Source organism: Hyphomonas sp. UBA4505, from assembly GCF_002388685.1.
Lineage (GTDB): Bacteria > Pseudomonadota > Alphaproteobacteria > Caulobacterales > Hyphomonadaceae > Hyphomonas.
Genome location: NZ_DGMZ01000011.1, coordinates 56,182 through 73,530, shown reverse-complemented (window position 1 = coordinate 73,530; position 17,349 = coordinate 56,182). Strand labels below are relative to the sequence as shown.

Sequence of the window (17,349 nt, the reverse complement as noted above, 5' to 3'; positions counted from 1 at the left end):
CTCAGGAATCTCCCTCGGCAGGCAGCAAGTGTGCCTCAATATAGTGGCGGTCAGCGCCAAAGATTTCGCGCACAGCGGCAATTGCCTGTTCCGTGGTTATGGCACGCATCGCGTCCGGATAATCCAGCACGTCCTCAATCGAGCCACCAAGGGCTAGCGTGGAGCCGAATGTGTTGGCCATGTTGGATTGGCTGTCCCGGGCGTAAATCGCCTGCGCGGCAAGACTGTTACGTGCCCGCTCGACTTCGGCATCAGTGAAGCCCTCTTCCAGCACCTTCTCCACCTCGGCCATGATGGCCGTTTCCAACACGTCCAGTGTGACGCCGGGCGCCGGGCTTGCCGTAATGATGGCGGGGCCTTCATCGTGAAGCGTCGTCCAGGCATACGTGTTGGCATTGATGGCAATCTGCTGGTCTTCGACCAGCGACTGGTAGAGGCGGCTGGTCATGCCGCCGCCGAGGACTTCGAGACCGACATCAAGCGCATAGGAAAGTTCACGGTCGCGGGTCTCGGAAGTGCCGGAATAATACCGGCTCCAGCTAGGCTGGCGAACCTTCGGATCTGAATAGACGAGTTCCTTGGTTTCGGTCAGAGGTGCAACGGGGGCCCATTTACGCTCGCCATGCGCCGTACCGGTTGGCGCAATCGTACCATAATGCTCTTCGGCCAGGGCGCGCACTTCTTCGGGCGTCACATCACCAGCGACGACCAGAATCGCATTCTCAGGGCTGTAGTATTCCTTGTAGAAGGCCAATCCGTCCGCTGGCGTCAGAGCCGCCACTTCATCCATATTGCCGATGATCGTGATCTCGTAAGGATGGCCCTTCCAGAGTTCGGACAGGACCATTTCCTGCAGGATCACGCCGGGATTGTTGTCGATGCGCTGGCGACGCTCTTCCTTCACGACATCGCGTTCGGAAATGAACGGACCGTCTGGATCGTCATTGATGACGAGATCGGTCATGCGCTCGGCCTCGAGCGCCATCATCGTACCGAGTTGGTCCTTGGCAACGCGCTCGAAATAGGCGGTGTAGTCCCAACTCGTGAAGGCATTGCTGACGCCGCCATTGCGCGAGACGATGCTGTCGAACTCACCTGGGGCGAGATCGTCAGTCTCCTTGAACATGACATGTTCAAACAGATGCGCGATGCCGGATTTTCCCTCGGCTTCGTCGACCGCGCCGACTTTGTACCACACCATATGAGTCACGACGGGCGCGCGATGGTCAGGAACGACAACGACTTCCATGCCATTGTCGAGATTGAACACGGTCGGAGTCCATGCGCTTTCGTCTGCGACGGCACTGGATGCGAAAGCCGAGAGCGCGAACAGCCCCCCGGCAAATATCCGTTTCATGGGCGTTGTTCCTCTCAGGTGTTCGACTGACTCATTTTACGTAGATTGTATCAGGTTCCCGGCAACTTGATGCGCGGCGCATCGCTGGATTGCTCGATCACGACCGGTTCACCACCGGTGGCATTATCGGTGGCAACGCCTTCAGCGGTTTCCTCATCATCAGCCCGCCAGAACAAGATGCGGTCGGCAATGCTGGTCGATTTGCGGATCGTCTTGGTCTCTTCATAGTCGACCTGCGTGCGGATGACCGGATCAACCGCATTGGCGCCAGCAGCAGCCACGAGGGCTTTCTCGGACGCGCTGGCATTGCGGCCAATGGTCGAGCCGAAGGCGGCGGTGACTTCAGTGCGCGAGCCATCCAGTTCCGGTGGCAAGGCGCCGCCGGCTTCCGGCGGTCGCAGCTTGTAGTTCGGCGGAACGGTCAGAGGAGCCATGGTCACAACGCGGAACTCGTCCGGCGTACGCGAACCGCCACCGGATGACGTACAGGCCGTGGAAGCCGCCATTGCGACACCAGTAGCCAGAAGGATAATCTGTTTTTTCATATCAGGGCGTCCTCGCCATCACGATTAAAATACTCAGGACTGTTTCTTAGCCTGTTTCCGGCCCGACAGTAAGAACTGGTCGGCAAACAGCAATACCGCGCCCACACTAATTGCAGCATCGGCTACGTTGAAGACCCATGGGAACATCAACTCATTGGCATTGACGAAGTCCACAACGGCTCCGAACCGAACCCGGTCGATCAGATTGCCGAACGCGCCGCCAACGACCATGGCCAGCGACAACTTCAACAGCCAATGATCGGCATAGCGCACAAGCCAGTACAGGAAGCCCAGCGCGATCACCAACATGACGAGCGCCAACAGCCAGCGCCCGATGCCATCGGACTGGAACAGGCCATAGCTCATACCCCGGTTCCAAACCATGGTCAGGTCAATCGGACCGGGCAGCGGGATATGTCCGCAGCCCTGACGGGTCTCCAGGCAAGTGAGCGCGTTGAACCGGGGTTCTTCCAGCACAAGCCATTTGGACCACTGGTCTACCAGCACGAATACGGGAATGAGCGCCAGAGCCCAGAGTTTGGAGATTTTCAGTTTCATCCCGCGCAGATTGCAGCTTCAAGCAGGCTGATCAAGCGATTCTGAGCACTCATCCGGCGGCTTTGTCCCACGCCTTCACGGTCAATGCATCGCGCGGCGTGATATCTGGGAAAACCGGATCAGCGGTCGCCGGGTCGAAATACTTCCAGCTACGTCGGCACTTGATACCATCCGCCTTCACCGGATAGACGACCACGCCATCTGTGTCGTCCAGCGTGAACCCGCCGCCATTACCATTGGATGTGTGGATCAGCTCGGCGCCGGATGTAATGAAGATATCGGCGGGACTTTCGCCCTTGAACGCATCGATCAGGTTCTGATCTGCAATGTGCACCTTGGGTGCCGCTTCCAGCGATGCCCCGATCCGCTTCTCGCGGCGCTCGACTTCCAATGCTCCGGTGACGACACGGCGAACCGTGAAGATCTTGGCCCAGCGCGCGGCCAGCGCCTCGTCTTTCCAGCCGTCTGGCGTATCAGCGAACTGCAGCAAGTGCACGGATTCCGCACGATCCTTGATGTGGCTCTCGAGAAACGCCTCCTCCATCGTGAACGGCATGATAGGCGCTAGCCATGTGAGCAGGCGTTCGAGCACGGCGGCCATGACGGTGCGCGCGGCGCGGCGGCGGTTGCCATAAGTCGCCGTCTTGTCGTCCCAGGCTGATTGGGTCTCAAATCGTGGGTCGCAATACAAGCTGTCCTTGCGGATGTCGAAATAAACCGCCGAAAGGTCGACGCCGCAGAAATTGATCAGCAGCGACATGATGCGCTTGAAGTCATAGACGTCATACGCAGCGCGGATATGGCCATCGAGTTCGGCAAGACGGTGCAACACCCAGCGTTCCAGGCTTGGCATCTCTTCGCGCGGCAAGGCTTCCGCCTCCGTCCAGCCGTCGAGCGCGCCGAGCATGTAGCGCACCGTGTTGCGCAGCTTGCGATAGGATTCCACCGAGCCCTTGATGATCTCGTCGGAGATGCGGAGGTCTTCGGTATAGTCGCCGGAGGCTGTCCAGATGCGCAGAATTTCGATTCCGTATTGCTTCTGAATTTGCTCGGGTTCGATCGTGTTGCCGATTGATTTCGACATCTTCTTGCCATCTGCATCGACGATGAAACCGTGGGTCAGCACCTGCTTGTAGGGTGCCATGCCGCGCGTCGCACAGCATTCCAGAAGTGATGACTGGAACCAGCCGCGATGCTGGTCCGAGCCTTCCATATAGAGGTCGGCCTGTCCGGTTTCTGCGTCGATGATGCCGCGCTCGCGCAGGGCGAAAGCATGCGTCGTGCCACTATCAAACCAGACGTCGAGGACGTCCGTGACCTTTTCCCACTCACTCGCAGGCAGGCCCAGCGGCGACAGGAAGTCTTCCGCAGGCGTATCGAACCAAGCCTCGACCCCGCCTTTGGCGATGGCCGCCTTGATGGCGTCATTGAGTTGTTCTGCCTGATCCGCTTCCAGCGCCGCCGTATGCGGCTGGCCATCCTTGTTGACGAAGATCGTGATCGGCACGCCCCAATTGCGCTGGCGAGAGATCAGCCAGTCCGGGCGCCCTTCGACCATGCTTTGCAGGCGGTTGCGCCCAACAGCCGGAAAGAATTCGGTATCTTCAATCGCCTTCAGCGCATTCTCGCGCAGGCTCTTGCCGTTTGGGCCGGGCTTGTCCATCGAGATGAACCATTGCGGCGTCGCGCGGCGGATCACCGGCGCCTTGGAGCGCCAGGAATGGGCATCGCGGATCGTCGTGATGCCGCGCGCCAGAAGGTTCCCGCTCTCGGCCAGCAGCTTGATGACTTCCGGGTTCGCCTTGCCCTGCTCGCCCCGCTTCTTGCCGGACGTGCGGATGATGTCGAGCCCTTGCAGCGCTTGGGGAAGGTCACGGTGCTGATAAGCGCCATCAGGGCTGACGATGTCGCGGATATCAGAGGCCCTGCGACCCGACGAGACCCAGGCATTGAAGTCATCCTCACCATGCGCCGGGGCCGTGTGGACAAATCCTGTACCGGCATCGTCGGTGACATGGTCACCTGCGAGCAGCGGCACGTCGTGCTGGAAGAAGGGGTCTAGCTTGGCCAGCGGGTGAACCAGCGAACCGAGTGAAGCCGGGTCCACATCTTCGACACGTTTGAAGGCGGAAACCTTGGCAGCATCGAGTACGTCCTGTGCCAGCTTGTCCGCAAGGATCAGCTTGTCACCTGCAGCCGCGTACGGAGGAAAGCCCAGTTCTTCCTCGCTCATCACGGTTTCGACCTCGAAGAGACCGTAGGAGATGTCCGTGCTGAAGGATACAGCTTGGTTGGCTGGGATGGTCCAGGGAGTTGTGGTCCAGATGACCAGCTTTGCACCGTCCTCGCGGGACGGGACTCCAAACTTCACCCAGATCACCGGAACTTTGCGGTCGTGATACTCTACTTCCGCTTCGGCCAGCGCGGTGCGCTCCACCGGGCTCCACATGATCGGCTTGGCGCCGCGCACCAGCGTACCGCCCATCGCCATGCGCAGGAATTCGCCGACGATGGAGGCTTCGCTCTCGAATTTCATGGTGAGATAGGGATTGTCCCACTCGCCCTCGATGCCGAGCGCGCGGAACTCCTTCGCCTGAACGTCTACCCATTTCTGGGCAAAGGCGCGACAGGCCGCGCGGAACTCGTCGCCCGGAACATCATCCTTTCCGCGGTTCTTGCTGCGGAACTCTTCTTCCACCTTCCATTCGATCGGCAGGCCGTGACAGTCCCAGCCCGGCAGGTAGGCCGCGTCATGGCCGGTCATCTGGTGCGAGCGCACGATGATGTCCTTGACGATCTTGTTCATCGCCGTGCCGAGATGGATGTGCCCGTTCGCGTATGGCGGGCCGTCATGCAGGATCCACGGCTTGGCGCCGCGTGCTTTCGCATCAGCGCGCAGTTTCTCGTAAAGCTTGAGATCGTCCCAGCGCTTGATCCAGTCCGGCTCGCGCTTGGGCAGGCCGCCGCGCATCGGGAATTCGGTGGCGGGCAGGAACAGCGTGTCGCGATAATCGCGGTCGGTCAGGGAATCAGTCATGTCGGGCCTATGGCAGTTTTGGCGTGTTGTACGGAAATGCCGGGCAATGGCCACGGCTTTTTTCATGCGTTCAGAGCATGGGCTCCCGGCTTCGCGGCCCCGATGATCGGGTCAGCGCGCAGCCGGGCGGCTAATTCGAATGAAGCATATCCGTGCCATGGCGTTTCCGTAGCAGGCGCGGCTTAACGAGTCACTATTTCCACTCAGCCTTCGTTTCGGCCCCCGGGAGGCTCGCCAAACGCTCAGAAACCTTGCCGCAAAGCATCCGGAACACAGCCGCATTCTCCACGAGATTACTCCAGCTGATGCCGTGATCCAGTATCACATAGCGGGAAACCCGCACCTTCTGGCTGTCGGACTTGTAAAGAGAGATCGCCGGATAGTCGCGATCGATGCCCGAAATCACATCACTGCTCGCACTTGAACCATACACGGCCATCAGCTCGAGCCCCCGGCAATCCGTGCCGTCCGGCCCGGCGCAAACGGCATATGCACCAAAGGTCAGGCCATCATCGAACTCACCGAATACGAAGGGTGCACCGTCGCCCGTGCGGCCGGCCGCTATGAACTGCGCGCCCATGTCATCCAGCAGGAACCGAAGATCATCCATCGTGACCGCCCGGATGATCTGAATCGGTTCGATCTCCACCGGCTCGGATGGCTCAACAGGCGCCTCTTGCGCGATCGCAAGCGGCGCCATTGCCAGAGCAAGTCCGGTGACCACTAACCGTGTCAACATGGTCGTCCCTCTAACCAGTGCATCAGTTGTCTACGAATGGATTATGGCGGTGAATTGACAATAACCTGAGTTAATCAGGACGCTTTCAGCCGCCGCTTTGCTTCGATTTCGTCCTTCCCCATCTGAACCACCATCAGATCCAGACTGTCAAAGTTCAATTCCGGCCTCAGATAGGACAGCATCTGGACTTCAATCCAGCGACCATAGATATCCCCTACAAAATCAAAGATATGTGCCTCGAGCAGTGGGTCGCGCAGTCCCGTGGTGGGCGTGCGCCCGAAATTTGCGACGCCCGGCATCCAGTCACCTGTCCGGTCGATGCGCACCTTTACGGCATAGACGCCATATTTTGGATGGATCAAATCGCCGAGATTTGTATTGGCCGTCGGATAGCCAAATTTGCGTCCATTCTGTTCGCCCTTCATCACAGGGCCATCCGCGATCCAGGGCGAGCCCAGAATTTCCGCAGCTCGCTCCGGTTCGCCGGCTCTCAGCGCCTGTCTTATCGCGGTTGATGAGGCTTTTTCGTCTTCATTCTGGACTTCTTCGACAATGGTCACCCCAAAGCCGAGCGCGCGCCCAAGGCTCGACAAGCGCTGCGCATGGCCCATTCGGCCTCTGCCGAAACGGAAATCGAACCCTACGGAGACATGGCTGACGCCCAGGCCATCTACCAGAACTTGCCGGACAAACTCTTCATCCGTCTTCGACGCCATTTCCCCATTGAACGGCAATTCAAAAACCGAATCCGCGCCTTCGTTCAATATCGTCTCGTTGCGCCGCTCAGGGCGGAATATCCGAAAAGGGGGATCCAACGGGCGGAAATAGGCATGAGGTGGCGGCTCAAAGGTCGCCACTGAAAAAGATCCTTCGCCAGCCTCGCGGGCAGCTGCAATCACGGCTTTGTGGCCCGCATGCAAGCCATCAAAATTGCCCAGAGCGATCGACGCGCCCCGTGCAGATTCAGGCAAACCGCGATAGTCAGCAAAGATGCTCATCAGCTCTCCCGGCGCGGTGCCACGACTTCAGCTTCACCCGTAATAACGCGCTTGCCGTCCACCGTACAATCAACCTTCAACGTCACACGGTTGCCACGCTCCTTCTTCTCGGACACTTCTGCGCGCACGATCACTTCGTCTCCGATGTGAACGGGGCGTTTGAAACGCATCGACAGGCCGATGAAAATCGCCCCAGGACCGGGAAGATTGTTGCCCAGAATGCCGGAAATATAGCTGGCCGTCAGCGCGCCATGCGCGATCCGTTTGCCGAAAATCGTCTTGGCAGCGAAGTCGTCCGACATGTGCAGCGGATTGAAGTCACCAGAGACTTCCGCAAAACGCTGAATATCATCCTCGGTAATCACATGCACGGTCTCGTGAGACATGCCGATGTCGAGGTCTTCATATTTGTAACCGGTGAATTCGCTCATCCCACTCGGGCTCCTGATTGCTTTTCGGCAGTTTGGTTACACGCTGCAGCGCAGCACGTCACCATCTGAGGCCAGTCATTGCGTAGGTTGCTTCCTCGCCATAGTCCGCCAGGAGGTCTGAAACTTCTGCCTGGAAGTCTGCACCATGCTCTGTCAGGCCAGTCCCGACATAGAGACCATCAAAGCCCTGAATTCGCGCACCGCGCATGTCGGTCGTGGGGCTGTCGCCAATGCACAGGACCCGTGACTTGTTTGCGGCGGCGTCACCCACACGGGAAACGGCGAGATCGTAAATCGCTGCGTGGGGCTTTCCGGGATAGATCACGGATCCGCCAAGGTCTTCATAGATTTCCGCCAGTGCGCCGGCACACCAGTGCAACTGGCCGCCGATCCGCACCTGCTTGTCCGGATTGGCACAGATCATCGGAATGTTACGGTCGACCCCCTGTTTCAGCGTATCGGTATAATCGGACGGATGGTCCTTGAGGGAATCGCTCAGCCCGATGCAGAGCAGGACATCGGACTCGTCCGGCTCGCCAAAGCTCAAGTTGAGCCCTTGATACAGGTACGGATCTCGCTCCCACCGCGCATTCGCGCCCATCGCCCAGAAAACCTTGTCCCGGCGCTTGGCCAGTTCTTCGCGGGTCGCATCTCCTGACGAGACGCAGTCATCATAGGCATCGGTTGGCACACCAAGCGGGAGGAAATAGTCGATGACCTGCTGCTTTGGCACGGGCGCATTCGTGATGAGACAGACTTTTCCGCCTTGTTCACGAAAGTTCACCAGCGCCACGCAAGCCTCTTCAAAGGCATCGCGGCCATTATGGATCACGCCCCAGACATCGCACAGGATGGCGTCATACTGGCCAGCAATCTCGGACAGGCCGCCCGGAAATTTCAATTGTGTCATGCATTTGGACCTAGGCTGCACCGCCAAGCCGGTCAATCGCCAAAACCGCAAGCCTCTGCCGGCAAGGGATTGAGGCGCCAGTGCACAGCCGTTGGAATGGAAATGGCATGCGCAAAAAAGCATCCCTTCAGACGGGTCATATGGCCAAACCCGTCATCAGAGATCAGGTTCGGATCATAATTGCAGGACAAGAGGTTTCCAGCGTGCTGCTCAGGGTCGCCTGTGCGCACTTCCAGGATCATGTGGTTAGACCCCGTTGCAACCATGACCATGTCTGCCTCAACCGGTCCGAATTCGCATCCGTCCAGACTGCCATAATTGCCATCCTTCAGGATGATAGCTGGTTCCAGCTCCGGCGCGATGCGCAGATCAAGCCAGACAACGCCTTCCGTCATGGCTTGCAGCGCCTCAGGCGCCTCAAATTCGATGGGGCCTGGCAAGTCCGCGTCGACGCGCTGAACGGCGCCTGACTCTGCCATAGCCGATGTCGCGAGAATTGTTGCCGCAGTACCGATATGTACGAAACGTTTCATTCTGCTACCTCCTTTACCGGAGATGACAGCTTGGAAATGGGGCATATTGAAGGTCGGGTGGCGGCCCTAGCCGAAATTCGACAGGCGCTGGACGAGCTCCTGTGGCGGCGCTGTGGCTTCCATCAGGGATGACTTGATCGGGCGCGGCGCGCCGAATACGTGGCCCTGGCCGTACGGGATGTCATATTCAAGAATCTCGACAACGCTGGCCTCATCCTCGATCTTCTCGGCAATCATTGTGATGCCATAGCGCGAGAACACGGCGCTGACTTCTTCTCCATCAACGCGGCGGTTGATCGACGAGACCGGGCGCGGACCGGTTGGGTCGCGCAGCTGGTCCATCAGACTCGTGCCATTCATCTTGACGAAACGAATGCCCGCCGATTGAAGCCGTGGCAGGTCGAGGCCCAGATTATCGGCGTGGTCAATTGAGAAGCGGAAACCAAGCGCCGTCAGCTTGTCCATATTGTCCCGCATGGCGCGCGAGCGTGTCTCGAACCGGTCTGCCGTGATCTCGAAGATCACCGCGCCGGACAGGTCACGATTCTCGGTGATGAATTCCAGGAACATCGGGAAGAAGGTTGTGTCTTCCAGCGACGCCGCAGAAATATTGCAGAATACGCCGACGCGACGGTCACGCTCAGCCAGGCGACGCACGATCTGGACACACCGGAACAGCGTGAAATTGTCGATGATGCCCATCAGTTTGGCGCGGCGCGCAGCATCAAGAAATTCCGCTGGCAGAACCAGGGAACCATCCGGACGACGCAGGCGGGTGAACCCCTCGTAGAAGGACACACGACGCTGGGGCAGAGACACGATCGGCTGCAGGTGCAGGTCAACACGACCATCCTTCAGCGCGTCGCGCACATCACGCAGGACAGCATCTTCTTCCGGTGCCACGACCGCGGTGCTGGTCGTTTCCGCCAACTTGTTTTCAAAGCTCTTGGACAGCCGGTCGATCAGGCTCTCCAGCTGCTTCATCTCGGTCACGAGCGCGTCGCGGCGCTCGGTCAATTCGTGCTTGACGGTCGCCTCGACGGCATCCGTGCGCGCTTCAATGACATCAACACGTTCCGCGGAATCCCGAACGGTCCGCTCCACCCGGTCAATGCGGTCATCGATGTCCTTGGTGGCGCGTCCTGAACTGGCGAGTAGGTGAATCTGCCCCAGCAAAGCCGTGGTGATGCCACCCGCCGCAATCGACATGGGCAGGCCGACATCCGTCAGCGTGAAGACGCCGTAGCCGACGCCGCCGCCGATGGCCGCGTATAGAAGGAACAGAACAAAAGTCATTACGTCAGCACCCGATACAACCCAATAATATTAACAGCTAGGCCCAATTGGTTAACGAATTGCGAGGAATTGGAGGAATTTGTCGACCGCGGCAATCCTGTCACAGCGCCGTTGCAAACAAGCCACAATCCCCATCAAGTCGAGCATGGCAGGCGTCGCGCATGCGGACAAGGCGATTAGTGCTGGCATCACGGGCAGCTATCGCCGGCACAATGACGCATTTGCGGTCAGATCGACTGGCACAGCCACATCTGAACCCAGATCGGAGAACTGTGGAAAAGCAGGTCTCGATCCGATTTTCAGTTAACCACCCCATCACGAAACACGAAAACCGGATCTGCTGTTGGCCAATTCGATTCGCAATCAAGCACCAGATCAATTCCATCGGTTACCGAGTCGGGCAGTTCAATGCCACAGCCCGCGATCAGCGCCGTATGGTCAACATAGTCCACAACATAGAAGGCTCGGTCCGTCCCGGTTTCGAACTTGCTGATACGCAAATCGCCGGTATCGAAAACGGTTGCCACCTGCTCACCGTCTCCAGGCAACAAAGCGAGCAGCGCCGCATCGAACCCACCGGCTGGACGGTCCTCGACATAGATCAGCGCATCGGACACCTCATAGGCGCGATTAAGCAGTCCTAGAAAGTCACCCGTGCCGGATGGACCCGCCACCGGAAGAGAAGATTCCCGCCCGGCACGCCAAGCTGCGTTTCGCATCTCGTCCAGGCCTTCAATATCCTCACCGCGCAAGGATAGAAGCATGACGGCGTCGGTATTCCGCAAGCTCGCTTGCGTCATATCGAGTGTCATGCCCGCCGGCGCGCCGAATACGACCCGTTTGCCGCCCGCCAGAACATGGACGCAGGCTCCGGGCAAACTCCGCTTTGAGCAAGGCAGCACCGCAAAATCTGTCGAATGCACAGTCAAATCCGCTCGTGCCGTCTCGGCATCTTTGGAAGTCACCGGATTGCATGCGGCGAGCGCAATAGCGCATACGACAATTCCAAGAGCTCGAAATTTCATGATCGTACACACCCTACCCGATCCGCGTGTCTCCGGGTTCGGTTACGATTTCGTTTTCGATGACACCGACCTGATCAATTTCCAGACGCACCCGGTCGCCCACCTTCAGCCACTTCGGTGGGGTGAACCCACCCCCAACACCCGCAGGCGTACCTGTGAAGATGAGGTCACCCGGCTCCAGCGTGAAGGCGGCAGTAAGATGCGCAATCTGCGCAGGAATGTCATGGATCATGTCGCGTACATGACCGGTCTGACGCAACTCGTCATTCACAAAGCTGCGCAGTTCCACCGAGGCCAGATCCTCGATTTCGTCCGGTGTCACAAGAGCCGGACCAAACGGGGCGTGGGTGTCGAACCCCTTGCCCATGATCATGGTCTGGCTCGCGCGCTGCCAGTCACGCACCGAGTAGTCACAGCCGACGCAAAAACCGGCGACGATTTCCATCGCCCGCTCACGTGGCACGTGCCGGCCATGCTTGCCAATGACAACAACCAGTTCGACTTCATAGTCCAGCTGATCAGAAACCTTGGGTAGATGCACGCGGCCGAAGGGCTTGTTGGCCGATGTCGCCTGCTTGTTGAACCATTTCTGCACCTGCGGAGATTTTGTATCCACAAAACTCACACTCTCGGCGGCATGGGCGGCATAGTTCACCCCAATCCCCAAAATCTTGCGGGGGCGCTCCACCGGCGCCAGCAGATCGAGCGTTTTCAACGGGACCGGCAAAGCGTCTAATCCTGTAATTGCCAGCGCATCTTGCAGAGTTGTCGCATCTGTCGGCCGGACGATGTCCCCGTCCAGAACTCCATAGCGAGCGGTACCATTTTCTGCGAACCGAACCAGCTTCATTGCGTTACTCTCCTGTCACACTTTTTCCGCAAACGCGTTGCAAGCCGTTCATGTGCCGTTGTGATGACACTTGGCAAGGGCTAGGCACAAAGCTTGTATAGAGGATGCCAGTATGGATCTCGGCGTACGTGCCCAGGAGAGCTCGCTCAAGAGTATTTTCGGCCCCAGCGAACGGCTCTGCATGCCGCCCTACCAGAGAAGTTACTCCTGGACGGAGCGCGAGGCTGGCGAACTCCTGACTGACCTTCTTGACGCCGCCGAAACCGGCACACCCCACTTTGTCGGGGCTGTGGTTCTGAACCGCGGCACGGAAGAAGGCTTGCTGGAGATTGTCGACGGCCAGCAGCGCCTCACGACGCTGACCATCCTGCTCTCCGTCCTGCGAGACATCGAATCCGACCCGTCGAAAAGTGCGGAAATTCACGCTCTGATTGCTGACGAGGCACGCCCCATGCTGGGAGAAGCCGCGAGTTGGCGCTTGCAACTGAACCATATGGACGGCCCGTTTTTCCGCCATATGATTCAGACTCCTGGGGCCACGCTTCGGTTGGATGGCGAGTCCGGGGACAGTGACAGCCAACGTCGCATGGTCCAAAATGCCCGCACGCTCCTGAAACGCGTGAAGGCCCTGTCAGACGCAGATCGAAATGCCTTGGCAGATGTCACGATGAATCGCTGCGCGCTGGTTCGCGTGGTGGTGAACGACAAGGACCAGGGCTTCAAGGTCTTCCGTGTACTCAACACGCGCGGCAAGGAGCCGGGCGCACACGACATCATCAAGACCGAACTGTTCCAAAGGTCAAAGTTCACAACTGAAGAAGCAAGCTTTTACTCTGAGCGCTGGGCCGAGCATGAGGCCGCTCTGGGCGGCAGCGCGTTTGACGACCTGCTTCGCCAGATCCGCTCAATCTATGACAAATCTTCAAAGGGTGAGTTGATCACCGGCTTCCTGAAAAACGTCATCCCCAAGATCACCGCACGCGGTTTCCTTGATGACGTCCTGCCCCGCTACGTGGCAGCTTACAAGATCATCACGACCGCCAATCTGGATACAGGCCCACACGCCAAACTGATCAGCGACAAGCTGAACCAGATGCGCGCGCTGGACCAGACGAGTTGGCGCGCTCCGGCGCTCAAATTCCTTGTCGAGCATGGCGTGGAACATGAGAGTGCGCCGGAATTCTTCACCAAGCTGGAGCGGCTTTCCTACATCATCATGCTGGTCCTCACGGATCGCGACCAACGCACGAAACGCTTCAACAAGGTGAACGAGAATATCGGCAACAGCCGCACGCTTTATGGCCGCGGCAGCCCTTTCAATATTACCAAGGATGAATCCCGCCGCGCCTTTGACAGGATGCTTGGTCGGTTCGCGACGTTCGGCCAGAGGCGCTCAATGGCGCTGCGCCTGAATGCGGCGCTGGACGGCGGTTTCACCATTGCCCCTCAGTCTGACGCGACGGTCGAACACGTCCTGCCCCGCAATATCAGCGAAGATAGCCACTGGATGATCACCTGGCCGGACCCGGCCAAACGACGCGAGCAGTGCGACACGCTCGGCAATTTCGTTTTGCTGACCAACAAGGTGAACCAGAAAGCCGACCGGCTCGACTATCGCGCCAAGAAGGAGGTCTATTTCAATGGCGGTGGCGGACAGGATTTTGCGCTGACACGGGATCTGGTCGATCAGGAAGCCTGGACGTCAGAAGTGGTTAGAAAACGCACAGAACGGCTCGCCGAAATCCTCATGATGGAATGGAGCCTCGCCTGATCGGCCTTTCCTAGCGTGACCCCTGTTCGAAGCGGCCTCCTGTGCTAACGAGTCTGCAAAGATATACATTAGGGAGCCTCACCATGAGCTTGTTCGACCTCACCGGAAAAACTGCTGTCATCACCGGATCTTCGCGTGGCATAGGCAAGTCCATCGCCGAGCAGATGGCCGAACAAGGCGCACGCGTGGTGATCTCGTCCCGCAAGCCGGGCCCTTGCCAGGACGTGGCTGACGCGTTGAACGCCAAGCATGGCGATGGGACGGCGATTGCGATCCCAGCCAATATTTCTTCGAAGGATGACCTGAAGAATCTGACTGAGAAAACACGGGCCGAATTCGGCCAGATCGACATTCTCGTCTGCAATGCGGCATCGAACCCGTATTATGGCCCGCTGGAAGAGATCGATGACGAATCCTTTGAGAAGATCTTGTCCAACAACATCATCTCAAACCACTGGCTGATCCAGTTGGTCGCGCCTGAAATGAAAGAGCGCAAGGATGGCGCCATCGTCATCATCTCGTCGATCGGCGGCCTGAAAGGCTCAAGTACGATTGGCGCATACAATATTTCCAAGGCTGCCGACTTCCAGCTGGCCCGCAATTACGCACTCGAGCTCGGCCCTCACAATATTCGGGTGAACTGTGTCGCACCAGGCCTGATTAAGACAGATTTCGCCCGGGCCCTGTGGGAGAACCCCGAAATGGCGGCACGCGTAGAAAAAGGTACGCCCATGCGTCGCATCGGCGATCCGGAAGATATTGCCGGCGCCGCTGTCTTTCTCGCGTCCAAGGCGGGCGCCTACATGGCCGGCCAGATGGTGGTCGTGGACGGCGGGTCCGTGATCGTTTGATCCGTGCATCTTACAGACTCTCCTGAATCTGGCCCCGTCGACGAAACCAGTTTCGATACGTTTCGCCAGATCGACATTCGCGTCGGAACCATTATTGAGGCCGCGCCGTTGGAAGGCGCGCGCAAGCCTTCCATCCGTCTTCTGATCGATTTCGGACCGGGCGTCGGCAAAAAGAAATCGTCGGCGCAGATAACCGAACATTATTCCCCCGAACAACTGGTGGGGCGACAAGTCGCGGCCGTGGTCAATTTTCCACCGCGCCAGATCGGCAAATTCATGTCTGAAGTCCTTACACTGGGATTTCCGGACACGGATGACCGAATCGTCTTGTTCTCTCCAGATCATCCAGTCCCCAATGGCGCGAGACTCGCATGACAGAACGCACGCTTTCCACCCAAGCCAAAACCTTCCTCAGCAATTTGCAAGATGGCACATGGCAGCCTCCACTCGGCCTCAAGAATCTCGGCATCCGCCCGGATCTCTGGCTGAAGGAATTCGACTATGGCTATACGCGGTATGAGTGGCCGAATACGGGCGACCGCGATATCAGTGAGAACCGCGCCTTCGGCGGTTGGGTAGCTGGCTTTTCAGACCATATCGTATCCATCACAATGGCAAGCGCGCTGGCCGAAGGCGAATGGTTCACGACAATGGAATTGCAGACCCGCATTCTACGCCCTGTCGGCCACGGCCTGATCACGATCGAAGGCCGACTTGTGAGTCGCGGTCGCACGACTGGGCTCGTCGAAGCCGAGTGGAAAGATACCAATGGACGCCTGTTGGCAAAGATCACCGCCGCCAAGGCCATCCGGACGCGCGACGAGTTGGGCCAGCCTGCCATCTCGAAATAAGGCAATATCACGACATCAGGAACCTGAGCATTAGCGCTCCGTTTATAGCATAAGCTATTGAAGGAGCTGACCATGATGAAGTCATTGAAATATGTTGCCGCAGCTGGCGCCCTAGGCGCTGCAACCGCACTCGCCACATCTCCCGCATACGCTCAACTCGGCATCGGCGTAGGGGTAGACACCGATGTGGACGTCGGGGTCGGGGTAAGAACCGCTGATCCTCATCCGCGCCATCGACACGAAACATATGTTTACGATGGTTACGAGTCCGGTCATTGGCACACGCGCCATGAGATACGTCGTGAGCACCGCTGGAACGCGCGCTATAAAGGCTATGACTGCTACGAATCGTTCCAATATACTTGGGAAGACGGCGAGCGCGTTCGCTATGACACCACGTTCTGCTACAATGACAATGGCCGCAAGTATGAACCCGATGGCGTTCGTGCAACCGTGAAAGTGCGCTAGCAACTCGATGAACTGACCGTCAAATCCCCGTGCTTGAGGCGCGGGGATTTTACGTTGGGAGCAACAGGCATGCGTCGCCATACGAGTAGAAACGGTACTCGCTGGCAATAGCGTGCGCATAAGCCGCCTGCATGATCTCCGTCCCCATAAGGGCGCAGACCAGCATGAACAGGCTGGAGCCCGGAAGGTGGAAATTCGTCACGAGGGCGTCTGTTGCGCGAACGGCATCGCCCGGCTTCAGGAAGATATCCGTAGGGCCGGTTGCCGCGTGCAGGATACCATCCGTATCAACACAACTCTCCAGTGTGCGCATAGCCGTTGTGCCGACTGGCACCACACGGTGTCCACCGGCCCGCGCTGTGTTCAGCTTGGCCGCCACCTCCGGCGTCAGGCGTCGCCATTCCTCATGCAGCCGATTCGCTTCAAGCTGCGCCGCTTCCAGGGGTTTGAACGTGCCGAGTCCAACATGGAGGCGGACGGTCTCTCGCACAATGCCAGCCGCATCGATGTCAGCCAGCAAGCGCGGTGTGAAGTGCAAACCGGCTGTAGGAGCGGCAACGGAAGCTGCATCCTCGCCAGCAAACCTGGTCTGATAAGTTTCCCGGTCCAAGGCATCCGCCGGGCGACGACGCGCGATGTAAGGCGGCAATGGCATCGCGCCATGGGCATCGAGTGCATCGGTCAACTCATCGCCCGCCAGCGAGAAGCACAATTCTATTTCGCCGCCTTCATGACGACCAGTGATCTCAGCGGAAAAGCCTTCGGCAAAGATAATCGTGTCGCTTTCTTTCAGCCGACGACCCGGCCTTGCGAGTGCGCGCCAGCGCCGCGCATCCATCCGCTCGGTCAGATTGACATCGCACGCCACGTTCTGCCCAGACTCATCACGCGCCGGACGGACGCCGGTCAATGCAGCTGGCAGCACACGCGTGTCATTGAACACCATGACATCACCAGCCGACAGGTAGCGCGGCAGGTCACGTACAGTCGCATCTTCCAACCGCCCATCGCCATGCACCACCAGCAGACGCGCAGAATCCTGCGGATCAGCCGGGCGCAGCGCAATCAAGTGCTCCGGCAGGTCAAACTCGAATTCGGACAAGTCCATGCGGCGATGCCCCGACCAGAA

Annotated in this window: 18 protein-coding genes; 5 read left to right on the top strand and 13 right to left on the bottom strand. The window is 58.6% G+C overall.

The features are described from left to right. Position 1: 1 nt before the first annotated feature. From B3527_RS07595 to B3527_RS07540, 12 genes are all read right to left on the bottom strand, one after another. Positions 2-1,357: a M16 family metallopeptidase gene (locus B3527_RS07595; protein WP_290479065.1), complete on the bottom strand. Its 1,356-nt coding sequence runs from the start codon at positions 1,355-1,357 to the stop codon at positions 2-4. Positions 1,358-1,407: 50 nt separating this feature from the next. Then, on the bottom strand, positions 1,408-1,902 hold the full coding sequence (locus tag B3527_RS07590; protein WP_034814107.1) for a DUF3035 domain-containing protein: 495 nt from the start codon (positions 1,900-1,902) through the stop codon (positions 1,408-1,410). Positions 1,903-1,935: 33 nt separating this feature from the next. Beyond that, positions 1,936-2,460: a signal peptidase II gene (lspA, locus tag B3527_RS07585; RefSeq protein WP_206992545.1), complete on the bottom strand. Its 525-nt coding sequence runs from the start codon at positions 2,458-2,460 to the stop codon at positions 1,936-1,938. 49 nt (positions 2,461-2,509) lie between these two features. Further along, positions 2,510-5,497 (bottom strand): isoleucine--tRNA ligase, encoded by a 2,988-nt coding sequence (ileS, locus tag B3527_RS07580; protein WP_290479066.1) that lies wholly within the window; start codon positions 5,495-5,497, stop codon positions 2,510-2,512. A 193-nt stretch (positions 5,498-5,690) separates the two neighbouring features. Further along, a complete protein-coding gene (locus tag B3527_RS07575; RefSeq protein ID WP_290479067.1) occupies positions 5,691-6,236 on the bottom strand; it encodes a hypothetical protein in 546 nt (181 codons plus the stop codon). A 74-nt stretch (positions 6,237-6,310) separates the two neighbouring features. Next, on the bottom strand, positions 6,311-7,234 hold the full coding sequence (gene ribF, locus B3527_RS07570) for a riboflavin biosynthesis protein RibF (protein WP_206992542.1): 924 nt from the start codon (positions 7,232-7,234) through the stop codon (positions 6,311-6,313). Further along, positions 7,234-7,665, bottom strand: coding sequence for a MaoC family dehydratase (locus B3527_RS07565; RefSeq protein ID WP_034814112.1), 432 nt, complete (start codon positions 7,663-7,665; stop codon positions 7,234-7,236). The genes ribF and B3527_RS07565 overlap by 1 nt, the downstream gene beginning before the upstream one ends. 58 nt (positions 7,666-7,723) lie before the next feature. Further along, a complete protein-coding gene (locus B3527_RS07560; RefSeq protein ID WP_290479068.1) occupies positions 7,724-8,575 on the bottom strand; it encodes a TIGR01459 family HAD-type hydrolase in 852 nt (283 codons plus the stop codon). A gap of 32 nt (positions 8,576-8,607) precedes the next feature. Further along, positions 8,608-9,108: a hypothetical protein gene (locus B3527_RS07555; RefSeq protein ID WP_290479069.1), complete on the bottom strand. Its 501-nt coding sequence runs from the start codon at positions 9,106-9,108 to the stop codon at positions 8,608-8,610. A 66-nt stretch (positions 9,109-9,174) separates the two neighbouring features. Then, complete coding sequence (locus B3527_RS07550; protein ID WP_206992538.1) at positions 9,175-10,404, bottom strand: EAL domain-containing protein; 1,230 nt, start codon at positions 10,402-10,404, stop codon at positions 9,175-9,177. Between the two features lie 299 nt (positions 10,405-10,703). Then, positions 10,704-11,429 carry a hypothetical protein gene (locus B3527_RS07545; RefSeq protein WP_290479070.1) on the bottom strand — a complete coding sequence of 242 codons (726 nt, stop codon included), beginning with the start codon at positions 11,427-11,429 and terminating at the stop codon, positions 10,704-10,706. Between the two features lie 13 nt (positions 11,430-11,442). After that, positions 11,443-12,279: a fumarylacetoacetate hydrolase family protein gene (locus B3527_RS07540; protein WP_290479071.1), complete on the bottom strand. Its 837-nt coding sequence runs from the start codon at positions 12,277-12,279 to the stop codon at positions 11,443-11,445. 112 nt (positions 12,280-12,391) lie between these two features. Between B3527_RS07540 and B3527_RS07535 the strand changes: the two genes are divergently transcribed. From B3527_RS07535 to B3527_RS07515, 5 genes are all read left to right on the top strand, one after another. Continuing rightward, positions 12,392-14,050, top strand: a complete 1,659-nt coding sequence (locus tag B3527_RS07535; protein WP_290479072.1) for a DUF262 domain-containing protein — start codon at positions 12,392-12,394, stop codon at positions 14,048-14,050. An 83-nt stretch (positions 14,051-14,133) separates the two neighbouring features. Continuing rightward, positions 14,134-14,901 carry an SDR family NAD(P)-dependent oxidoreductase gene (locus tag B3527_RS07530; RefSeq protein ID WP_290479073.1) on the top strand — a complete coding sequence of 256 codons (768 nt, stop codon included), beginning with the start codon at positions 14,134-14,136 and terminating at the stop codon, positions 14,899-14,901. Between the two features lie 3 nt (positions 14,902-14,904). Continuing rightward, positions 14,905-15,276 (top strand): tRNA-binding protein, encoded by a 372-nt coding sequence (locus tag B3527_RS07525; protein WP_206992534.1) that lies wholly within the window; start codon positions 14,905-14,907, stop codon positions 15,274-15,276. Continuing rightward, a complete protein-coding gene (locus B3527_RS07520; RefSeq protein ID WP_290479074.1) occupies positions 15,273-15,752 on the top strand; it encodes a PaaI family thioesterase in 480 nt (159 codons plus the stop codon). Before B3527_RS07525 ends, B3527_RS07520 begins: the two co-directional genes overlap by 4 nt. A gap of 72 nt (positions 15,753-15,824) precedes the next feature. After that, entirely contained in the window at positions 15,825-16,220 is a 396-nt protein-coding gene (locus tag B3527_RS07515) for a hypothetical protein (RefSeq protein ID WP_206992532.1), read from the top strand. Positions 16,221-16,269: 49 nt separating this feature from the next. Here B3527_RS07515 and queA read toward each other — a convergent pair whose 3' ends face one another. After that, a complete protein-coding gene (gene queA, locus B3527_RS07510; RefSeq protein ID WP_290479075.1) occupies positions 16,270-17,328 on the bottom strand; it encodes a tRNA preQ1(34) S-adenosylmethionine ribosyltransferase-isomerase QueA in 1,059 nt (352 codons plus the stop codon). Positions 17,329-17,349: the final 21 nt, after the last annotated feature.

Coding starts and splice junctions, on each gene's coding strand:
- B3527_RS07550 (WP_206992538.1), bottom strand. CDS start 10,404: ATGACTTTTGTTCTGTTCCTTCTATACGCGGCCATCGGCGGCGGCGTC.
- B3527_RS07540 (WP_290479071.1), bottom strand. CDS start 12,279: ATGAAGCTGGTTCGGTTCGCAGAAAATGGTACCGCTCGCTATGGAGTT.
- ileS (WP_290479066.1), bottom strand. CDS start 5,497: ATGACTGATTCCCTGACCGACCGCGATTATCGCGACACGCTGTTCCTG.
- B3527_RS07530 (WP_290479073.1), top strand. CDS start 14,134: ATGAGCTTGTTCGACCTCACCGGAAAAACTGCTGTCATCACCGGATCT.
- queA (WP_290479075.1), bottom strand. CDS start 17,328: ATGGACTTGTCCGAATTCGAGTTTGACCTGCCGGAGCACTTGATTGCG.
- ribF (WP_206992542.1), bottom strand. CDS start 7,234: ATGAGCATCTTTGCTGACTATCGCGGTTTGCCTGAATCTGCACGGGGC.
- B3527_RS07575 (WP_290479067.1), bottom strand. CDS start 6,236: ATGTTGACACGGTTAGTGGTCACCGGACTTGCTCTGGCAATGGCGCCG.
- B3527_RS07545 (WP_290479070.1), bottom strand. CDS start 11,429: ATGAAATTTCGAGCTCTTGGAATTGTCGTATGCGCTATTGCGCTCGCC.
- B3527_RS07515 (WP_206992532.1), top strand. CDS start 15,825: ATGATGAAGTCATTGAAATATGTTGCCGCAGCTGGCGCCCTAGGCGCT.
- B3527_RS07535 (WP_290479072.1), top strand. CDS start 12,392: ATGGATCTCGGCGTACGTGCCCAGGAGAGCTCGCTCAAGAGTATTTTC.
- B3527_RS07590 (WP_034814107.1), bottom strand. CDS start 1,902: ATGAAAAAACAGATTATCCTTCTGGCTACTGGTGTCGCAATGGCGGCT.
- B3527_RS07555 (WP_290479069.1), bottom strand. CDS start 9,108: ATGAAACGTTTCGTACATATCGGTACTGCGGCAACAATTCTCGCGACA.
- B3527_RS07560 (WP_290479068.1), bottom strand. CDS start 8,575: ATGACACAATTGAAATTTCCGGGCGGCCTGTCCGAGATTGCTGGCCAG.
- B3527_RS07595 (WP_290479065.1), bottom strand. CDS start 1,357: ATGAAACGGATATTTGCCGGGGGGCTGTTCGCGCTCTCGGCTTTCGCA.
- B3527_RS07520 (WP_290479074.1), top strand. CDS start 15,273: ATGACAGAACGCACGCTTTCCACCCAAGCCAAAACCTTCCTCAGCAAT.
- B3527_RS07565 (WP_034814112.1), bottom strand. CDS start 7,665: ATGAGCGAATTCACCGGTTACAAATATGAAGACCTCGACATCGGCATG.
- lspA (WP_206992545.1), bottom strand. CDS start 2,460: ATGAAACTGAAAATCTCCAAACTCTGGGCTCTGGCGCTCATTCCCGTA.